Source organism: Pseudomonas sp. UFMG81, assembly GCF_015354575.1.
GTDB lineage: Bacteria > Pseudomonadota > Gammaproteobacteria > Pseudomonadales > Pseudomonadaceae > Aquipseudomonas.
In genome coordinates, this window is record NZ_JACAFQ010000019.1 from 57532 (window position 1) to 75895 (window position 18364).

General features: G+C 64.7%; 16 protein-coding genes. 9 read left to right on the top strand and 7 right to left on the bottom strand.

Translation table 11 applies throughout. The annotated features are described in order from the left end of the window. Positions 1-91 precede the first annotated feature (91 nt). Complete coding sequence (locus IX761_RS16120; RefSeq protein WP_194790563.1) at positions 92-1312, bottom strand: class I SAM-dependent methyltransferase; 1221 nt, start codon at positions 1310-1312, stop codon at positions 92-94. A gap of 99 nt (positions 1313-1411) precedes the next feature. Next, positions 1412-2020, bottom strand: coding sequence for a TPM domain-containing protein (locus IX761_RS16125; protein ID WP_194790564.1), 609 nt, complete (start codon positions 2018-2020; stop codon positions 1412-1414). Between the two features lie 200 nt (positions 2021-2220). Here IX761_RS16125 and bglX point away from each other — a divergent pair, with 200 nt between their 5' ends. From bglX to IX761_RS16150, 5 genes are all read left to right on the top strand, one after another. Continuing rightward, on the top strand, positions 2221-4512 hold the full coding sequence (gene bglX, locus IX761_RS16130) for a beta-glucosidase BglX (RefSeq protein WP_194790565.1): 2292 nt from the start codon (positions 2221-2223) through the stop codon (positions 4510-4512). A gap of 116 nt (positions 4513-4628) precedes the next feature. Beyond that, a complete protein-coding gene (locus IX761_RS16135; protein WP_194790566.1) occupies positions 4629-6386 on the top strand; it encodes a sensor histidine kinase in 1758 nt (585 codons plus the stop codon). Next, positions 6380-7714, top strand: coding sequence for a sigma-54-dependent transcriptional regulator (locus tag IX761_RS16140; protein WP_194790567.1), 1335 nt, complete (start codon positions 6380-6382; stop codon positions 7712-7714). Before IX761_RS16135 ends, IX761_RS16140 begins: the two co-directional genes overlap by 7 nt. A gap of 280 nt (positions 7715-7994) precedes the next feature. Next, positions 7995-9314 (top strand): MFS transporter, encoded by a 1320-nt coding sequence (locus IX761_RS16145; protein WP_194790568.1) that lies wholly within the window; start codon positions 7995-7997, stop codon positions 9312-9314. 125 nt (positions 9315-9439) lie between these two features. After that, a complete protein-coding gene (locus IX761_RS16150) occupies positions 9440-10591 on the top strand; it encodes a Fic family protein (protein ID WP_194790569.1) in 1152 nt (383 codons plus the stop codon). Positions 10592-10601: 10 nt separating this feature from the next. Here IX761_RS16150 and IX761_RS16155 read toward each other — a convergent pair whose 3' ends face one another. Further along, positions 10602-11354, bottom strand: a complete 753-nt coding sequence (locus IX761_RS16155) for a hypothetical protein (RefSeq protein WP_194790570.1) — start codon at positions 11352-11354, stop codon at positions 10602-10604. A 503-nt stretch (positions 11355-11857) separates the two neighbouring features. Between IX761_RS16155 and IX761_RS16160 the strand changes: the two genes are divergently transcribed. Together IX761_RS16160 and IX761_RS16165 are read left to right on the top strand one after the other, a co-directional pair. Beyond that, complete coding sequence (locus IX761_RS16160; protein ID WP_194790571.1) at positions 11858-12301, top strand: heme utilization protein; 444 nt, start codon at positions 11858-11860, stop codon at positions 12299-12301. Positions 12302-12419: 118 nt separating this feature from the next. Next, entirely contained in the window at positions 12420-13025 is a 606-nt protein-coding gene (locus IX761_RS16165; RefSeq protein WP_194790572.1) for a flavin reductase family protein, read from the top strand. On the opposite strand, the gene IX761_RS16170 is transcribed toward IX761_RS16165, so the two are convergent. Beyond that, entirely contained in the window at positions 13026-13259 is a 234-nt protein-coding gene (locus IX761_RS16170) for a hypothetical protein (RefSeq protein ID WP_194790573.1), read from the bottom strand. It abuts the gene before it with no gap. 102 nt (positions 13260-13361) lie between these two features. Then, complete coding sequence (locus IX761_RS16175; RefSeq protein ID WP_194790574.1) at positions 13362-13655, bottom strand: putative quinol monooxygenase; 294 nt, start codon at positions 13653-13655, stop codon at positions 13362-13364. A 198-nt stretch (positions 13656-13853) separates the two neighbouring features. Between IX761_RS16175 and IX761_RS16180 the strand changes: the two genes are divergently transcribed. Then, positions 13854-14774 carry an AraC family transcriptional regulator gene (locus IX761_RS16180; RefSeq protein ID WP_194790575.1) on the top strand — a complete coding sequence of 307 codons (921 nt, stop codon included), beginning with the start codon at positions 13854-13856 and terminating at the stop codon, positions 14772-14774. A gap of 124 nt (positions 14775-14898) precedes the next feature. Here IX761_RS16180 and IX761_RS16185 read toward each other — a convergent pair whose 3' ends face one another. Further along, positions 14899-16536 (bottom strand): 5-guanidino-2-oxopentanoate decarboxylase, encoded by a 1638-nt coding sequence (locus IX761_RS16185; protein ID WP_194790576.1) that lies wholly within the window; start codon positions 16534-16536, stop codon positions 14899-14901. A 112-nt stretch (positions 16537-16648) separates the two neighbouring features. On the opposite strand from IX761_RS16185, the gene IX761_RS16190 reads away from it, so the two are divergent. Next, positions 16649-17524: a LysR substrate-binding domain-containing protein gene (locus tag IX761_RS16190; RefSeq protein WP_194790577.1), complete on the top strand. Its 876-nt coding sequence runs from the start codon at positions 16649-16651 to the stop codon at positions 17522-17524. A 202-nt stretch (positions 17525-17726) separates the two neighbouring features. On the opposite strand, the gene IX761_RS16195 is transcribed toward IX761_RS16190, so the two are convergent. Then, complete coding sequence (locus IX761_RS16195; protein WP_194790578.1) at positions 17727-18341, bottom strand: NAD(P)-dependent oxidoreductase; 615 nt, start codon at positions 18339-18341, stop codon at positions 17727-17729. Between the last annotated feature and the right edge of the window lie 23 nt (positions 18342-18364).

The window sequence follows — 18364 nt, forward strand, 5'->3', positions numbered from 1 at the left end:
TAGGCAGGCTGGAAGCGCTTTTTCGCGCATGGCGACTCTTCCGGAAGAGTCCCATCGCAACTGCAGAACATTCCGCTACCCGCTCGTCCAATCAGCCAGCGATCAGCCCATCCGCCTGCAACAGGCTCTCCAGGCAGTGCTCCTGAACCCCGTAGAACGCCTTGAGCTCGGCGATCTTCTGCAGCAGCGCAGCGTTGTCCTGTGGCTGCCGGCGTTTCACCGCAAGGATCATCTTGTTCTTGTTGGTGTGCTCCAACGAGATGAACTCGAATACCTTGGTCTCATAGCCACAGGCCTCGAGATACAACGCGCGCAGGCTGTCGGTGAGCATCTCGGCCTGCTGCCCCAGGTGCAGCCCGTACTGCAGCATTGGCTGCAGCAGGCCCGGGCTGTGCAGTTGCGGGCGGATCTGCTTGTGGCAGCACGGCGAGCACATGATGATCGCCGCGTTGCAGCGGATGCCGGTGTGGATGGCATAGTCGGTGGCGATGTCGCAGGCATGCAGGGCGATCATCACTTCGATGGCCTCCGGCACCACGCTGCGCACGTCGCCGCACTCGAACACCAGGCCCGGATGCTCCAGGCGCGCGGCGGCGCCGTTGCACAGTTCGACCATGTCCGGGCGCAGTTCCACGCCGGTGACCTGCGCTTCGCGCCCCAAGGTGTTGCGCAGGTAGTCATGCATGGCGAAGGTCAGGTAGCCCTTGCCGGAACCGAAGTCGGCCACCCGCAACAGCTGATCGGCCGCCACCGGTGCACCGGCCAAGGCATGGTCGAAGACTTCGATGAATTTGTTGATCTGCTTCCACTTGCGCGACATCGAGGGGATCAGCGCACCCTGTGCATCGGTCACCCCCAGATCGCGCAGGAAAGGCCGCGACAGTTCCAGGTAGCGCTTCTTCTCCCGGTCATGCCCGGCCGGCGCCGCTTCGCGCTTGGCCGGCTGGGCCAGGTGGCGGCGCAGCATCGGCTTGCCTTTCTTGCTGAACTCCAGCTGCACTTCGCCCGCGCCCGTGTACAGGTGGGCGTTGCGAAAGCTCTCGGGCAACAGTTCGGCAACCAACGCCTGTGCTTGGTCCAGCGGCAGGTTGCGCGTGAGGTCGCGGGTCTGGTGGCGGTACACCAGTTGCAGGCAGGTTTCGCCCTTGAGCTGCACCGGTTTGGCGATGATCCGTTGCAGGCTCTGGTCGGCGCCGACATGGCGAGCCAGCACCAGTTTGCCCAGGCTGCCATCGGCCAGGGCATCGGCCAGCAGGCTCAGGAACTGGGCGCGCGCATCCGGCGCGGTACTTGCGTTTGTTGAGGAAGACATGGGGAGCAGGTGCCTCGGAATGCGGGGAGCGCGTTGCGCAATGCCGCGCATTCTACGTGGGTGACGGCCCATCGCGAAGGTTTTCGCGATGGGCGCGGCTCAGTCGAGGATCACCAGGCGGTTGGGCAGTTCGTTGCGTGCGTGGGTCGGCGGCACATGTTCGCTGAGCAGCTCGCCACAGGCTTCGATGCAATCGACGAAGCCCTGTAGCGTGTGGCCCTGGCAAACCTGTTCGGTGAACCGCGCGACGATCGCCTCGCGGGCGTGCTCGGGGAGGTGTCGGGCAATCCCCTCATCGACCAGGATCTCCACGTGCCGCTCGGCCTCGCTGACGAAGATCAACACCCCGGTGGCGCCAGCGGTGCGCTGCAAGTTGAGTTCGAGAAACTGCTGCCGGGCCAGGCCCGAGGCGCGCCGGCGGCGCAGCATCGACGGTACCAGCCAGGCGGCCACGCGGGGGTGGCGCAGCAGCAGGCACAAGGCGATGAACGTCAACATCTGCGCCAGCAGCAGGCCATTGAGCCCAATGCCGCCCTGCCAGCGGTGCAGCAGCAACGGAATGACCAGCGCCAGCAGCGCGGCCCACAGCAAGGGTAGATAAGGGTAGTCATCGGCGCGCCGGGCCAGCACGGTCACCAGCTCCGCGTCGGTGCGCCGCTCGGCGCGGGCGATCGCCTCGGCGATCTGGCGCTGTTCGTATTCGGTCATGCCATCGTCTCTCGAGCGTTCTTATCGTTGTTATCCCGGCATCGGGGTGGCGAGAGTGTATCTCAACAAGCGCTTCATATAAGGCATAATCCGCGGCTGCGCTGGAGCATGGACGATTGCGCCGCAAGATCGCCAGCAGACTCCCTAACAACAGGCGTACGAATCCTCTCGGAAAAACGCCCCACTCGACAACGGAACTGATGATGAAACTGTCTTTGCTGGGCCTGGCCATGGGCCTCGCCAGTCAGGCGGCCCTTGCCGCCACCCCCGCCCCGCCCCTGCAGGACAAGCAGGCGTTCATCGACCACCTGGTCGGGCAGATGACCGAAGCCGAGAAGATCGGCCAGTTGCGCCTGATCAGCATCGGCCCCGAAATGCCCCGCGAGAAGATCCGCGAGGAAATCGCCGCCGGGCGCATCGGCGGCACCTTCAATTCGCGCACCGCTCCCGAGAACCGGCCGATGCAGGACGCCGCCATGCGCAGCCGCCTGAAGATCCCGATGTTCTTCGCCTACGACACCATCCACGGCGAGCGCACCATCTTCCCGATCGGCCTTGGCCTGGCCTCGTCCTGGGACATGGACGCCGTGGCCAAGGTCGGCCGCACCTCGGCCATCGAAGCCGCCGCCGACTCGCTGGACATGACCTTCGCGCCGATGGTCGACATCGCCCGCGACCCACGCTGGGGCCGCACCAGTGAAGGCTTCGGCGAAGACACCTACCTCACCGCGCGGATCGGCCAGGTAATGGTTCGCGCATTCCAGGGCAAGAGCCCGGCCGAGCACGACAGCATCATGGCCATCGTCAAGCACTTCGCCCTGTACGGCGCGGTGGAGGGCGGGCGCGACTACAACACGGTCGATATGAGCCCGGTGAAGATGTACAACGACTACCTGCCGCCCTACCGCGCCGCCCTCGACGCCGGTGCCGGCGGGGTGATGGTGGCGCTGAACTCGATCAACGGCGTGCCGGCCACCTCCAATACCTGGCTGATGAACGACCTGCTGCGCAAGGAGTGGGGCTTCAAGGGCGTGACCATCAGCGACCACGGTGCCATCCAGGAGCTGATCCGCCATGGCGTGGCCCAGGACGGTCGCGAGGCGGCCAAGCTGGCGATCAAGGCCGGCATCGACATGAGCATGAACGACACCCTGTACGGCGAAGAGCTGCCGGGCCTGCTCAAGTCCGGCGAAGTGACCCAGGCCGAACTGGACCAGGCGGTGCGCGAAGTGCTCGGCGCCAAGTACGAGATGGGCTTGTTCAAGGACCCGTACGTGCGCATCGGCACGCCCGAGACCGACGTCAAGGACTACTACGCCGACAACCGCCTGCACCGCGAGGCCGCCCGCGACGTGGCGCGCCGCAGCCTGGTGCTGCTGGAAAACCGCGAGCAGACCCTGCCACTGAAAAAGGCCGGCACCATCGCCCTGGTCGGCCCGCTGGCCGACGCGCCGATCGACATGATGGGCAGTTGGGCTGCCGACGGCAAACCCGAGCATTCGGTGACCGTACGCGAAGGTCTGCGCCGCGCCGTCGAAGGCAAGGCCAAGCTGGTCTACGCCAAGGGCTCGAACGTGACCGGCGACAAGGCCATGCTCGACTACCTCAACTTCCTCAACTTCGACGCGCCGGAAATCGTCGACGACCCACGCCCGGCCGCGGTACTGATCGACGAAGCGGTCAAGGCGGCCAAGCAGTCCGATGTGGTAGTCGCCGTGGTGGGCGAGTCCCGTGGCATGTCCCACGAGTCGTCGAGCCGCACCACCCTGGAAATCCCGGCGGTGCAACGCGAGCTGATCAAGGCGCTCAAGGCCACCGGCAAGCCGCTGGTGCTGGTGCTGATGAACGGCCGCCCGCTGTCGATCGCCTGGGAGCGCGAACAGGCCGACGCCATCCTGGAAACCTGGTTCAGCGGTACCGAAGGCGGCAACGCCATCGCCGACGTGCTGTTCGGCGACTACAACCCGTCGGGCCGCCTGCCAATCACCTTCCCGCGCTCGGTCGGGCAGATCCCGATGTACTACAACCACATGCGCATCGGCCGCCCGTTCACCCCCGGCAAGCCCGGCAACTACACCTCGCAGTACTTCGAAGAGCCCAACGGCCCGCTGTACCCGTTCGGCTACGGCCTGAGCTACACCAGCTTCGACCTGACCGACCTCACCCTGTCGCGCACCGAGCTCAAGCGCGGTGGCACGCTCAAGGCCAAGGTCACGGTGAAGAACACCGGCAAGCGTGACGGCGAGACCGTGGTGCAGCTGTATCTCCAGGACCAGAGCGCGTCGATCAGCCGCCCGGTCAAGGAGCTGAAGAACTTCCAGAAACTGATGCTCAAGGCCGGCGAAGCACGCACCTTGACCTTCGACATCACTGAAGAAGACCTCAAGTTCTACAATGGCCAGTTGCAGCGGGTGGCCGAGCCTGGTCAGTTCAATGTCCAGGTCGGTTTCGACTCGCAGACGGTGCAGCAGCAGAGCTTCGAACTGCTGTAAGCCGTACCGGCCCCATCGCCGGCAAGCTGGCTCCCACAGAGATCGTGCCGTACCTGTGGGAGCCGGCTTGCCGGCGATGGGGCCCTCATTGACACCCCATGACCAGGATCCGGTCCATGCCCTCTTCCTTCCGCGCCCTGCGTCTGGGGCTGATCATCCTGCTGATCCTGGTCGGCACCGCGCTCAGCGCCGGCTGGGCCATGCACCAGGCCAAGCGCGAGGCGATGCAGACCGACGCGCGCCGCGCCAGCCAGCAGCTTGGCCTGTACGCCAACGCCCTGCACACCTTGATCGAACGCTACCGCGCCCTGCCCGCCGTGCTGGCGCTGGACCCGGAGCTGATCGACGCCCTGCGCGGCCCGGTCACCGAACCGGTGCAGGACGCCCTGAACCGCAAGCTCGAACGCATCAACGGCGCCGCCAACTCATCGACGCTGGAGTTGCTCGACCGCACGGGCCTTGCCATCGCCGCCAGCAACTGGCGCCTGCCGACCACCTATGTCGGCTCCAACTACGGCTTTCGCCCCTATTTCAAACAGACCCGCAGCCAGGGTAGCGGCCGCTTCTATGCGGTCGGTGTAACCAGTGGCGTGCCGGGCTACTTCCTGGCCAGCGCGGTAAACGACGAACACGGCCGCTTCCTCGGCGCCATGGTGGTCAAACTGGAGTTCCCGGAGCTCGAGCGCGAATGGCGCCAGGGCAACGACATCCTGCTGGTCAGCGATGCCCGTGGCATCACCTTCATCGCCAACCAGGACGGCTGGCGCTACCGCGAGCTGCAACCGTTGAGCAGCGCCGACCGCGCCGAGCTGGCCGAAACCCGTCAGTACGACAAGCAGCCCCTGGTGCCGCTGCAGCACCAGGCCCTGACCCGCTTCGCCGACAACAGCCACCTGACCCGTGTGCAGAGCCCGGACGGCACCGCCGAGTACCTGTGGGAGAGCCTGCCACTGGAAGCCGAAGGCTGGACCCTGCACTTGCTGCGCAAGCCACAGGTCGCCGAGGACGGGCGCAACGCTGCCCTGGCCGCCGCCGCGATCTGGCTGACCCTGGTGTTCGCCGCACTGTTCGTCAGCCAGCGCCTGCGCCTGGCCCGCCTGCGCCAACGCAGCCGCGAAGAACTCAAGCGCCAGGTCGAGGAGCGCACCCGCGAACTGCGCACCGCCCAGGAGGGCTTGGTGCAATCGGCCAAGCTGGCGGCGCTGGGGCAGATGTCCGCCGCCCTGGCTCATGAAATCAACCAGCCGCTGACCACCCAGCGCATGCAACTGGAAACCCTGCGCCTGCTGCTCGACCAGGGTCGCCACGACCAGGCGCGCCAGGCCCTGGAACCACTGGAGCAGATGCTCACGCGCATGGCCGCGCTCACCGGCCACCTGAAGACCTTCGCCCGCAACAGCCCCGGCGGCCTGCGCGAGCGGCTGGACTTGGCCGGCGTGGTCGACCAGGCGCTGCACCTGCTCGACGCCCGCATCCGCGCCGAAGACGTCGAAGTGGCCCTGTACCTGGCACGCCCGGCCTGGGTACGCGGCGACGCGATCCGCCTGGAGCAGGTGCTGATCAACCTGTTGCGCAATGCCCTCGACGCCATGGCCGACAAGCGCTACAAACGCCTGGAGATCCGCATCGAAACCGAAGGCGAACAGTGGCGCCTGAGCGTGCTCGATTCCGGCGGCGGCATCGACGAGACCGACCTGGCCAAGGTCTTCGACCCGTTCTTCACCACCAAGCCGGTGGGTGAAGGGCTGGGCCTGGGCCTGGCGATCTCCTATGGCATCGTCGCCGATGCCGGTGGCCACTTGCAGGTCGAGAACCTGCCGGGTGGCGCGCGTTTCAGCCTGACACTGCCCCGTGACCTGGAGCCGGTATGTTGAATTCAGTGATCGTCGTCGATGACGAAGCCAGTATCCGCACCGCGGTGGAACAGTGGCTGAGCCTGTCGGGCTTCAGCGTGCAGCTGTTCGCCCGCGCCGAAGAATGCCTGGCGCACCTGCCGCGCAACTTCCCTGGGGTGATCCTCAGCGATGTGCGCATGCCCGGCCTGTCTGGCATGCAACTGCTGGAGCGCCTGCAAAAAGAGGATCCCGGGCTGCCGGTGATCCTGCTGACCGGCCACGGTGACGTGCCGATGGCGGTCGAAGCGATGCGCAACGGCGCCTACGACTTCCTGGAAAAACCCTTCACCCCGCAACACCTGATGAGCAGCCTCGGCCGCGCCCTGGAAAAACGCCAACTGGTACTGGAGAACCGTCGGTTGCACGAACAGGCCGACCTCAAGACGCAGCTGGAAAGCACCTTGCTCGGCATGTCCCAAGGCTTGCAGCAATTGCGCCGGCAGGTGCTGGACCTGGCCAGCCTGCCGGTCAACGTGCTGATCCGTGGCGAAACCGGTAGCGGCAAGGAACGCGTGGCCCGCTGCCTGCACGATTTTGGCCCGCGCGCCGGCAAGCCTTTCGTCGCACTCAACTGTGCGGCCATCCCTGAAGCGCTGTTCGAAGCCGAGCTGTTCGGCCACGAGAGCGGCGCGTTCACCGGTGCCCAGGGCAAACGCATCGGCAAGCTGGAATACGCCAACGGCGGCACGCTGTTCCTCGACGAGATCGAAAGCATGCCGCTGGCCCAGCAGGCCAAGCTGCTGCGGGTGATCCAGGAGCACAAGCTCGAACGCCTGGGGGCCAACCAGAGTATCGACGTCGACCTGCGGATCATCGCCGCGACCAAGCCCGACCTGCTCGATGAGGCCCGCGCCGGGCGCTTTCGCGAGGACCTGGCCTACCGCCTCAACGTCGCCGAACTGCGTTTGGCGCCGCTGCGCGAGCGGCGGGAGGATATCCCGCTGTTGTTCGAGCACTTTGCCCGCACCACCGCCGAACGCTTGGGGCGGACCGCGCCAACAGTCAGCGGAGGACGTCTGGCGCAGCTGCTGGCCCATGACTGGCCGGGCAATGTACGCGAATTGGCCAATGCCGCCGAGCGGCATGCGCTGGGGCTGGACTCGCCGAACCTCGAGGCATTGCCGGGTGGGCAGTCGCTGGTCGAGCAGATGGAAGCCTTCGAGGCCCAGTGCCTGCGTGCGGCGCTGCGCCAGTACAAGGGGGAAATCAAGGGGGTGATGGAGGCGCTGCAACTGCCGCGGCGCACGCTGAACGAGAAGATGCAGCGGCATGGGCTGGTGCGGGAGGATTTTCTCGGCAGCGAATGAGCGGAATTCCGCTTATTGATTCGGAGAGATGAGCGGAAGTTCGCTTATTGCTTGTTGGATCGCCGGGGCTGCTTTGCAGCCCATCGCGGCACAAGGCCGCTCCTACAGGGATCGCGCAAACCCAGGCACTGCAAGGCCTGTAGGAGCGGCCTCGTGCCGCGATGGGGCGCAAGGCGCCCCCAAATGGATCGCTGCGCACCCATTTGGCACAGCTCCTGCAAAACCCTTCTCAAGCTGCGCCCCGAGCGCGCTCCACAAAAACAACGAGAAGGTATCCCTGATGGATAACGCCAGCACTCTGCCCACCGGGGCGGCCGTTGCGCCCGCCGCGGAAAAATCCACCGCCAGCCGCCTCAAATCGATCTTCAGTGGCTCCATCGGCAACATGGTCGAATGGTACGACTGGTACGTCTACGCCGCGTTCTCGCTGTACTTCGCCAAAGCCTTCTTCCCCGCCGGCGACACCACCGCACAACTGCTCAACACCGCCGCGATCTTCGCCGTGGGCTTCCTGATGCGCCCGATCGGGGGCTGGCTGATGGGCATCTACGCCGACCGCAAGGGCCGCAAGGCCGCGCTGATGGCCTCGGTGCTGCTGATGTGCGCTGGCTCCCTGGTCATCGCCCTCACCCCCGGCTACGAAACCATCGGCGTCGCCGCACCGATCCTGCTGGTGGTCGCGCGCTTGATGCAAGGCCTGTCGGTGGGCGGTGAATACGGCACCTCGGCCACCTACCTCAGCGAGATGGCCAGCAAGGAGCGCCGTGGATTCTTCTCCAGCTTCCAGTACGTGACCCTGATCTCCGGCCAGCTCATCGCCCTGGCGGTGCTCATCATCCTGCAGCAGACCCTCACCACCGAGCAGCTGTATGCCTGGGGCTGGCGTGTACCCTTCGTGATCGGCGCGTTGTGCGCAGTGGTCGCGCTGTACCTGCGCCGCGGCATGGAAGAGACTGCTTCGTTCACCAAGAAAGAGAAGTCCAAAGAAAGCCTGATGCGCACCTTGATGCGCCATCCCAAAGAGCTGATGACCGTGGTCGGCCTGACCATGGGCGGCACCCTGGCCTTCTACACCTACACCACCTACATGCAGAAGTACCTGGTCAACACCGTGGGCATGAGCATCAGCGACTCGACCACCATCTCGGCGGCCACGTTGTTCCTGTTCATGTGCCTGCAACCAATCATCGGCGGGCTGTCCGACAAGATCGGTCGTCGCCCGATCCTGATCGCCTTCGGCGTGCTCGGCACCCTGTTCACCGTACCGATCCTCAGCACCCTGCACACCGTGCAGACCTGGTGGGGCGCGTTCTTCCTGATCATGGCCGCGCTGATCATCGTCAGCGGCTACACCTCGATCAACGCCGTGGTGAAGGCCGAGCTGTTCCCCACCGAGATCCGCGCCCTGGGTGTCGGCCTGCCCTACGCCCTGACCGTGTCGATCTTCGGCGGCACCGCCGAATACGTGGCCCTGTGGTTCAAGAGCAACGGCATGGAAACCGGCTTCTACTGGTATGTCACCGGCTGCATCGCCTGCTCGTTGCTGGTGTACGCGACCATGAAGGACACCAAGCAGCATTCGCGGATCACCACTGACTGATCCGTATCCGCCGAATGTAAAAGGGGCGCCTCGTATGACGAGGCGCCCTTTTTTGTGGGTGGTGAGCCGAATAAATAGCGCTATTCGGCTCACCAGATGAGCCGAATAGCGCTAGTATTCGGCTCATGAAGCCAAAAGAGCACACTGCTGCAGACGCCTTCTGGATCTGGCAGCAGGCCGACTGGCCCGACTTTCATTGGGACCCGTCGCAACTCACACCCTTGCTCAGGGACTGTGTCCAAGCGCAGGGCTGCCTGCTGGGCAGAGCAGGGGCGGTGACCGAGGCCAATGCCAACCTCGATACACTCGACACGCTGCTGCAAAACATTGTCACGTCCTCGGCCATCGAGGGCGACCAGCTCAATGTGGAGTCCGTACGCTCTTCCCTGGCCCGCCGGCTTGGCATTGGCGAGCTGGGAACAACCACGACACGCAGCGAGGGCCTGGCCGAACTGATGGTGGATGCGACCATGGGCTATGTTCGCCCGCTGGATCAGCAGCGCCTGTTCCTTTGGCATCGCTGGCTGTTCCCCGAGAATGACCCTTCGCTCGCACCTGCCCAGCCCGTTGGCGACTGGCGTGACGACGCACCGATGCAGGTGGTATCAGGGCGCACCGACAAACCTCGGGTGCATTTCCAGGCACCACCGCGTACGGGCCTTGAGCAGCAGGTACAGCAGTTCCTCGACTGGTTCGAGCGCAGCCGCAACGATCGGCAACTCGACCCCCTGCTACGTGCAGGGCTCGCCCATTTCTGGTTCGTCACCTTGCACCCCTTCGCCGATGGCAATGGCCGCCTGACCCGCGCCATCACAGACCTGGCGTTGGCCCAGGGCGAGCAGCGAGCGGTCCGTTTCTACGCCATGTCCAGCAGCATCCTCGAGGATCGGGCCGGCTATTACGCAATACTGGAAAGCAGCCAGCGCGGCGGCCTGGACATCACAAGCTGGCTGGCCTGGTTCCTTGCCACCTTGCTGCGCAGCCTTCAGCAAGCGCTGTTGCGCATCGACCGGGTGCTGGCCAAGGCACGCTTCTGGCTTATCCACCGCGCCGACGGTTTGCTGCCCGAACAGGTCAAGGTACTTAATCGCCTGCTCGACGGTGGGCCTCGTGGTTTCGAGTCCGGTATCAGTGCCAGCCAGTACCAGGCTGTGGCCAAGGTTTCCAAGGCCACTGCCACCCGGCATCTGGCCGACCTGCTGGACAAGGGATGCCTGGCTCGACAACCGGGTGGCGGGCGTAGTACCCGCTACACCATCAAGGCGCAGGCTCTCTGAGCCTGGCAGCTCACAAACGCTCCATGACTGGCAGCGGCTGGCGACGTTGGTAATACGTGGCCGCCAGCACCAGCACCAGCAGCACCCCGCCCAGCACCATCGACGAACCCACCGTACCGAAGTCCAACCCGCCCTTTTCGTGGCTCTTGGTCAGTACGTCGCCCAGGGTCGCACCGAATGGGCGAGTGAGCACGAAGGCGATCCAGAACAACACCACGCCGGAGATTTTCGTCCAGTAGCGGGCAGCCGCCACCACGGCGATTGCCGAGCCGATCAACAGCGCACCGCCGGCAAAGCCCAGCCCCGAGTCGTCAGCCAGGTAGTCGCCCAGCGCAGTGCCGAGGGTGTTGGAGAACAGGATCGCCACCCAGTAGAACAGCTCGCCGCTGCGGCTCTTGATGCGCGTGACATCCAGCGGATTGCCGCTCAAGCGCCACACCACGAAGGTCAGCAGCAGGATGCCGATCAGCAGCGCCGAACCTGTTGCATAACCCAGCCCCAGGGTGCGGTCCATGAAGTCGGACATGGTGGTACCGGCAGTGCTGGTGGAGAGGATCACCAGCCAATAGAGCATCGGGTTGTAGCGGCGCGAGTAAAGCTGGGTGACCAGGGTCAGCAGGAACACGCTGATCAACAGCAGCGAGCTCATCGCGTAGCCGATGTTCAGGGTCATCGACAGCAAGTCGCCCGCCGTCTCCCCCAGGGTGGTTGCGCAGATCTTCATGACCCAGAAGGCCAGGGTGATGTGCGGAAGTTTGTTCATCGTTGTGCCGCTCCAGGTGTGGGTGCGGCGATGGTGAAGAGCGGAGCCTGAAAAATTGGTTGGGCGTGTATGAAAAATGCGTTGGGCTTTAACTGCCCATTAATTTCCAACACCCATCCTGTGCTCAACGATGACCTTCTGCGGGAGCCGGCTTGAAAACACTCTAACGGCTGAGGGCCCTATCGCTAGCAAGCCGGCTTCCACCCTGAAGCTTGCACGTCACCTGTAGGAGCGGCCTTGTGCCGCGAAAGGGCTGCGCAGCAACCCCAGCAATTGATACGGGAACGCAAAAACCTGGGGCCGCTTCGCAGCCCTTTAGCGGCACAAGGCCGCTCCTACAAAAAATGAGCAAGACAGTTACTCCCACAGGGAAAGCCTTGCCCACAAACATCGAATTAATCGATTTTTAAGCGCTATTTTTTGCGCTTTTTAATCAAATTAATCGGCGTAGCATTGAATCCATAGAAACAAACAACCCCAACGACATCCCCGGAGCAACGACCATGAAAAACCAACTGATCCTCGCCTTCGCCCTCTCCGCACTGGCCACCGGCGCTTTCGCCGAAGACGGTTTCAACCGCACTAGCGCGCACACCTTCGCCGCCGTGCAGAGCCAATCGGCCAACTACGCAGAAGATGGTTTCGACCGCACCAACGGCCAACGCTTCACCGAAGATGGCTTCGACCGCACCAACGGCCAGCGCTTCGCCGAAGACGGCTTCGACCGCACCAACGGCCAGCGCTTCGCCGAAGACGGTTTCGACCGCACCAACGGCCAACGCTTCACCGAAGATGGCTTCGACCGCACCAACGGCCAGCGCTTCGCAGAAGATGGCTTCGACCGCACCAACGGCCAGCGCTTCGCCGAAGATGGTTTCGACCGCACTAACGGCCAGCGCTTCGCCGAAGATGGCTTCGACCGCACCAACGGCCACCGCATCAGCTGATTGCTGATGCGCGCAACCAGCCCGGCTTCGGCCGGGCTTGATCATTTGCAGCCAGGCAAAGCCTTGGCACACTAGGCGCCTTGTTCCCCACCAGGAAGGGCCTTGCGGCCTTGCACAGATGTACTACTACGAACCCGCCAAAGGCCACGGCCTGCCCCACGACCCATTCAACGCCATCGTCGGCCCCCGGCCCATCGGCTGGATCTCAAGCCACGACAGCGAAGGCCGCTTGAACCTCGCGCCGTACAGCTTCTTCAACGCCTTCAACTACATTCCGCCGATCATCGGTTTCTGCAGCGTCGGGCGCAAAGACAGCCTGAACAACATCGAGCAGACCGGCGAATTCGTCTGGAACCTCGCCACCCGTCCGCTGGCCGATCAGATGAACCAGAGCTGTGCTGCCGTGGCGGCAGAGGTCGACGAGTTCGTGCTAAGTGGCCTGACGCCGGGCCCGTCTCGCGTGGTCGGCGTACCGCGCGTGCAAGAGAGCCCGGTGAGCTTCGAATGCAAGGTGAGCCAGATCGTGCAGCTCAAGCGCGCAGATCAGGAACTGGTGCCCAGTTGGCTGATCCTGGGTGAAGTGGTAGCGGTGCACATTGCCGAGCACCTGCTCAAGAACGGTATCTACGACACCGCTGCTGCCGAACCGATCCTGCGTGGCGGCGGCCCGGCGGATTACTTCGCGCTGGGCGAGCTGTTCAAGATGACGCGCCCACAGGCCTGATCAGAAGACCAGCTCGCCGTCTTCATTCACGCCTTGCAGGCGTTCGAGTTCGGCGCAGGCGGCCTCGTCGGCGGCGATGGCGGATTTGAACACCTGCCCGTCGAGGACTTTGTGAAAGCGCGGCGCGCCGCCCATGACCAGGGCCTTGACGGCAATCGCCGCGTGATAGCCACCGCCTTCCACCGGAACCATTGCCGAAACCGCTTCGAAGTGGGGGAATTCTCTACGTGCCATGCTGAGTGTCGCCTGATTGATCGAAGGCCGGCATTCTATACCTGTAGGAGCCAGCGTTGCTGGCGAACCGCTTCGACGCGGTATCGAGGCGGTTCGCCACGATCAGGCAAAGGTATGCAGGTCCAGGCTGCTGACCACCTGCTCCTGCACCAGCTCACCAAACACCTCTAATGTGGGCGAGGCGAAATAACCGCTCATCGCTTGCTGGTCGGACCAACTGCCGCTGAGCAACCACAGGTCGGCATCGACCTGCGACTGCTGCACGCTAAAGGCCAGGCAACCCGGCGCACACAGCGTGGGCTCGAGCAGATCGCGCAGGCGCATGCCGAGTTCTGCCGAGCGACCGTTGCTGGCACGGATGAAAGCCAGGTGGGTGACCGGTTGCTGCTGGGTCATGAACGATCTCCTTGAAACCTTGGGACGAAAACAGGCTGCCAAGGTTAGGGCCGGCCCCGCGCGCGCCGTTAGGCCAATACTGCCGGGCGATTGCCTGATCCTGCATCACGGCAGGATCAGGCAATCGCTCGGCAGGTTTCGACTAGCGCCCAACTTTGCCCAAACCTATCCTGCGTCGGTCAGCACAGGAAAACCGCCATGACCACACCCCCGCCCCTCGACCCGAACCTGGAGCCACAGCGCCAGGAGCTGGCCGGCCTGATCCAGCGCCACGCCGGCGAACCGCACGGCCCGGCCTCGGCCATCGAAGATCTGTACCTCACGCGTTACGAAGAGGACATCCGCGGGATGCCGGCCTTGGCTCAGCCGGCGCTGTGCATCCTCGCCCAGGGCAGCAAGACGTTGATCCTCGGCGATGAGCACTACGCCTACGACCCGCTGAACTACATGGTGGTGTCGGTGACCCTGCCGATCAGCGGCGCCCTGCTCAAGGCCAGCCCCGAGCACCCGGCGCTGGGCCTGCGCCTGGATATCGACCCGGCGCAACTGAGCCAGCTGATCGCCGAAAGCAGTCCGATGGTGGTACCCAACCGCCCCTCGGGGCGTGGCCTGTACGTGGAAAGAAGCGACCCGCAACTGCTCGACGCCTTGATTCGGCTGATCCGCCTACTGGATTCGCCTCGCGACATCCCCATCCTCGCCCCGCTGATCCGCCGCGAGATCTTCTACCGCCTGCTGCGCGGCCCGCAGGGCCATCGCCTGTACGAGATCGCCCTGGCCAACAGCCAGACCCACCGGGTGTCCCAGGCCATCGCCTGGCTCAACCAGCATTATCAGCAACCGCTGCGCATCGAGGACCTGGCCCGCGAGGTGAACCTCAGCACCTCGACCCTGCACCATCGGTTCAAGGCGGTGACCTCGATGAGCCCGTTGCAGTATCAGAAGCAGCTGCGCCTGCAGGAGGCGCGGCGGTTGATGCTCAATGATGGGCTGGAGGCGGCGGTGGCGGGGTATCGGGTGGGGTACGAGAGCCCGTCGCAGTTCAGCCGTGAGTACAGCCGGCTGTATGGTGCGCCGCCGATCCGCGATGTGGCGCGGTTGCGCGCCAGCGCAGGTTGATCAAAACATCGCGGGGCAAGCCCGCTCCCACAAGGCCATGTGGGAGCAACTGTCTTGCCCACAATTTAAAGACCTGGCGCGATACCTGTGGGAGCGGGCTTGCCCCGCGATGGGGTTTAGCGCCTTACCCAACTACAGCGGCTTGCCATCGGTTCTGATCCACCTGTATCAACGTCGGCCCCTTGCGCTCCACCGCCCGCCCCAGGGCCGCCTGCAACTGCGCGACATCGCCGACGTTTTCGGCCTCTGCGCCCAAGGCCCGCGCCACGCCGATGAAGTCCGGCGTGTGGATATCCACGCCCACCGGCTCGATGGCGCGGTTGACCATGTATTTCTTGATTTCCTCATACCCCTGGTTGTTCCACAGCAGCACGATCAGCGGCACCTGCGCCTCCACAGCGCTGGCCAGCTCCGGCAGGGTGAACTGCAGGCCGCCATCACCAATCAGGCACACCGCCGGTGCGCGCCTGGCGGGCACTTCGGCGCTGCCCAGCCAGGCGCCCATCGCCGCCGGCAGGGCGTAGCCGAGGGTGCCGTAGCCGGTCGAGGCATTGAACCAGCGACGCGGTTGGGCCATGTCCAGGGTCAGGTTGCCGGTGTACACCGGCTGGGTCGAGTCACCCACCATGATCGCGTTGGGCAGCGCTTCGAGGATGCCGGTCAGCAGGCGCGTCTGGCTCAGGGTCACTGCGTCCCACGTCGCGGCATTGTCCTGGCGCAGGCGGGCGGCACGGGCGGCGCCCCAGAGGTTGTCGCGAGGTGGCTGCGGCTGCGCTTGCAGGGCCGCGAGCAAGGCTTGGGCCGCCTCGTCGGCATCGGCCACCAGCGCCAGCTCAGGGAGGTAGTTGCGCACCGTCTGGTCCGGGTCGATATCGATACGCAGCACGCTGCCGGGGATCAGGAAGCCGCCCTTGAAGGTCACGTCGTAGTCGGTCTCGGCCAATTCGGTGCCAATGGCCAGCACCACATCGGCCTCGGCGACCAGGGCGCGGGTGGCTGGCAGGGTCTGAGTCGAACCGATTTGCAACGGATGCTCCGCTGGCAGCAAGCCTTTGGCGTTGATGGTCAGCGCCACCGGTGCCTGCAAGTGCTCGGCCAGCCGGGCCAATGAATGCCCGGCGGCCAATGCGCCGCCACCGGCGAGAATCAGCGGACGACGCGCCTTGGCCAGGCGCTCGGCCATGCGCTTGACGGTCTGCGGCGCGGCGCCTGCGCGGGCGGTACGCACCGGGCGCGCCGGCAGCAAGTGGTCGGCGGGCTCCACCAACACGTCCAGCGGAATTTCGATATGCACCGGGCGTGGCCGGGCGCCGTCGAACACGGCGAATGCACGGGCCAGGGCTTCGGGCAGGTCGTCGGCGCTCATCAAGGTGTGCGAGAAGGCCGCCACCCCCGCAACCAGGCCAGACTGGTTGGGCAGTTCATGCAGCTTGCCGCGCCCGCCACCGAGCTGGCTGCGCGACTGCACGCTGGAGATCACCAGCATGGGGATCGAATCGGCATAGGCCTGGCCCATGGCGGTGGTGATGTTGGTCATGCCCGGGCCGGTGATGATGAAGCACACCCCCGGCTTGCCCCGCGTGCGCGAGTAGCCGTCGGCCATGAAGCCTGCGCCTTGCTCGTGGCGCGGGGTGATGTGGCGGATGGAGGAAGCCGCCAGGCCACGGTAGAGCTCCACGGTATGCACACCGGGAATGCCGAAGACATGGTCCACGCCATAGCCTTCGAGGAGTTTGACCAGCACTTCGCCACAGGTTGCCATCATCGAATACCTGATTCTTGTTGAAATCGGTGTTCATGGAAACAAGCTGCGGCTACCGCCACAATGCAAAAAAACACATACTAGCCATAACTCCACATCATGGCTTATCTCAATGAAACGCCTGCCGCCCCTGCCCGCCCTGTACACCTTCCTGGTGACCGCCCAGCACTGCAATTTCACCCGTGCGGCGCAACAGCTGCATATCACCCAGGGCGCGGTCAGCCGGCAGATCGCCGGGCTCGAGGAACACCTGGGTTATGCCCTGTTCCAGCGCCAGGCCCGCGGCCTGGCCCTGACCCGCGAAGGCCAGGACTGGCTGCCCCGGGTACAGCAGATCTTCGCCCTGGTGGAGCAAGGTGTGCGCGAGGTCGGTGGGCGCAGCGCGACGCTGCAGCTCAAGGCGCCAACCTGCGTGATGCGCTGGCTGTTGCCACGGTTGATGGAATGGCAGGCATTGCGCCCCGATGTACCGGTGGAACTGACCACCACGGTGCAGCATGGGGTGGATTTTCGTCATGAAGGTTTCGATGCGGCGGTGGTTTACGGCGCCGTGCCGAACCACGGGTTGCAGGTACGCAAACTGTTCGACGAGCAGCTGACGCCGGTCTGTGCGCCGTCCCTGATGAACGGCCCGCTGCCGCTGAGGCAGTTGCAGGACCTGACGCGGCACATGTTGCTGCATCCTTCGCGCGATGAGCACGATTGGCGGCTGTGGTTGCAGGTGGCGGGAGCCGGGTTCGAGCCGCAGGGGCCGAAGCAGCATTTCGAGACGTTGGACATGGCGATGGCCATGGCTTCGCAAGGCACCGGCGTGGCCATCGGCGATTGGGCGTTGATCGGTGACGACTTGCGTAGCGGTCGGTTGTGCATGCCATTCGCGTTGAAGGTGACGACCGGGAAAGGGTATTACCTGGTCAGCCCGGCGAAGACGATGGCACCCGGGTTGGTCGAGTTGCTGGAGTGGCTGCAGGAGCGTGCCCGGCATTGAATCGCCGGTGACGCACACAAATCCTGTAGGAGCGGCCTTGCCGGGGCGCCGGACCGGCCGGAAAGGGGTGCGAAGCGCCCCCAGAATCTTGGCCATGCCTTAAAATTGCCGGGGCTGCTGCGCAGCCCTTTCCGGCCGGTCCGGCGCCCCGGCAAGGCCGCTCCTACAAGGGGGGTGTGGACTTGCCGGCGATGCAGGCGCCTCAGTAGCCGACGGTGAAACGCGTTCGCGAATGCGCTGGTTTCTCCAGCTCATCGAGCATCGCGATGGCATGGTCGGCAAAGCTGATCCAGCTTCTGCCCTCGGTATCGATCAGCAGGTGATCCTTGCCCAGCGTGTAGTGCCCCTTGCGCTCACCCTCGACAAACTCCGCCGATGGCGAAAGGAAAGTCCAGTCCAGCACCGACTCCTGGCGCAGCGCCTCGAGAAAGCGTACGCCGCCATTGGCCTCGGCCTTGTAGGCCTCGGGGAAATCCGGGCTGTCGATCACCCGCTGCCCCGACGGCAGCAGCAGGCTGCCGGCGCCGCCCACCACCAGCAGGCGCTTGACCCCGGCCCGCTTGACCGGCTCGATGATCGCTTGCGGCTCAAGGGTGGAAAAATGCGCCGCGCTCAGCACCGCGTCGCAGCCACTCACGGCGGCTTGCAGGGCAGCACCATCCTTGGCGTCCAGCGCCTTGGTGGTCACCCCTTCGCGACCGTGCAGGGTCGAAGGGTCACGGGCAATGGCGACCAGGCTGTGGCCACGGCGCAAGGCCTCTTCCAACAACTGGCTGCCGGCACGGCCGGTGGCACCGATGATTGCGATCTTGCTCATGGGAAACACTCCGTCAGGTTGAA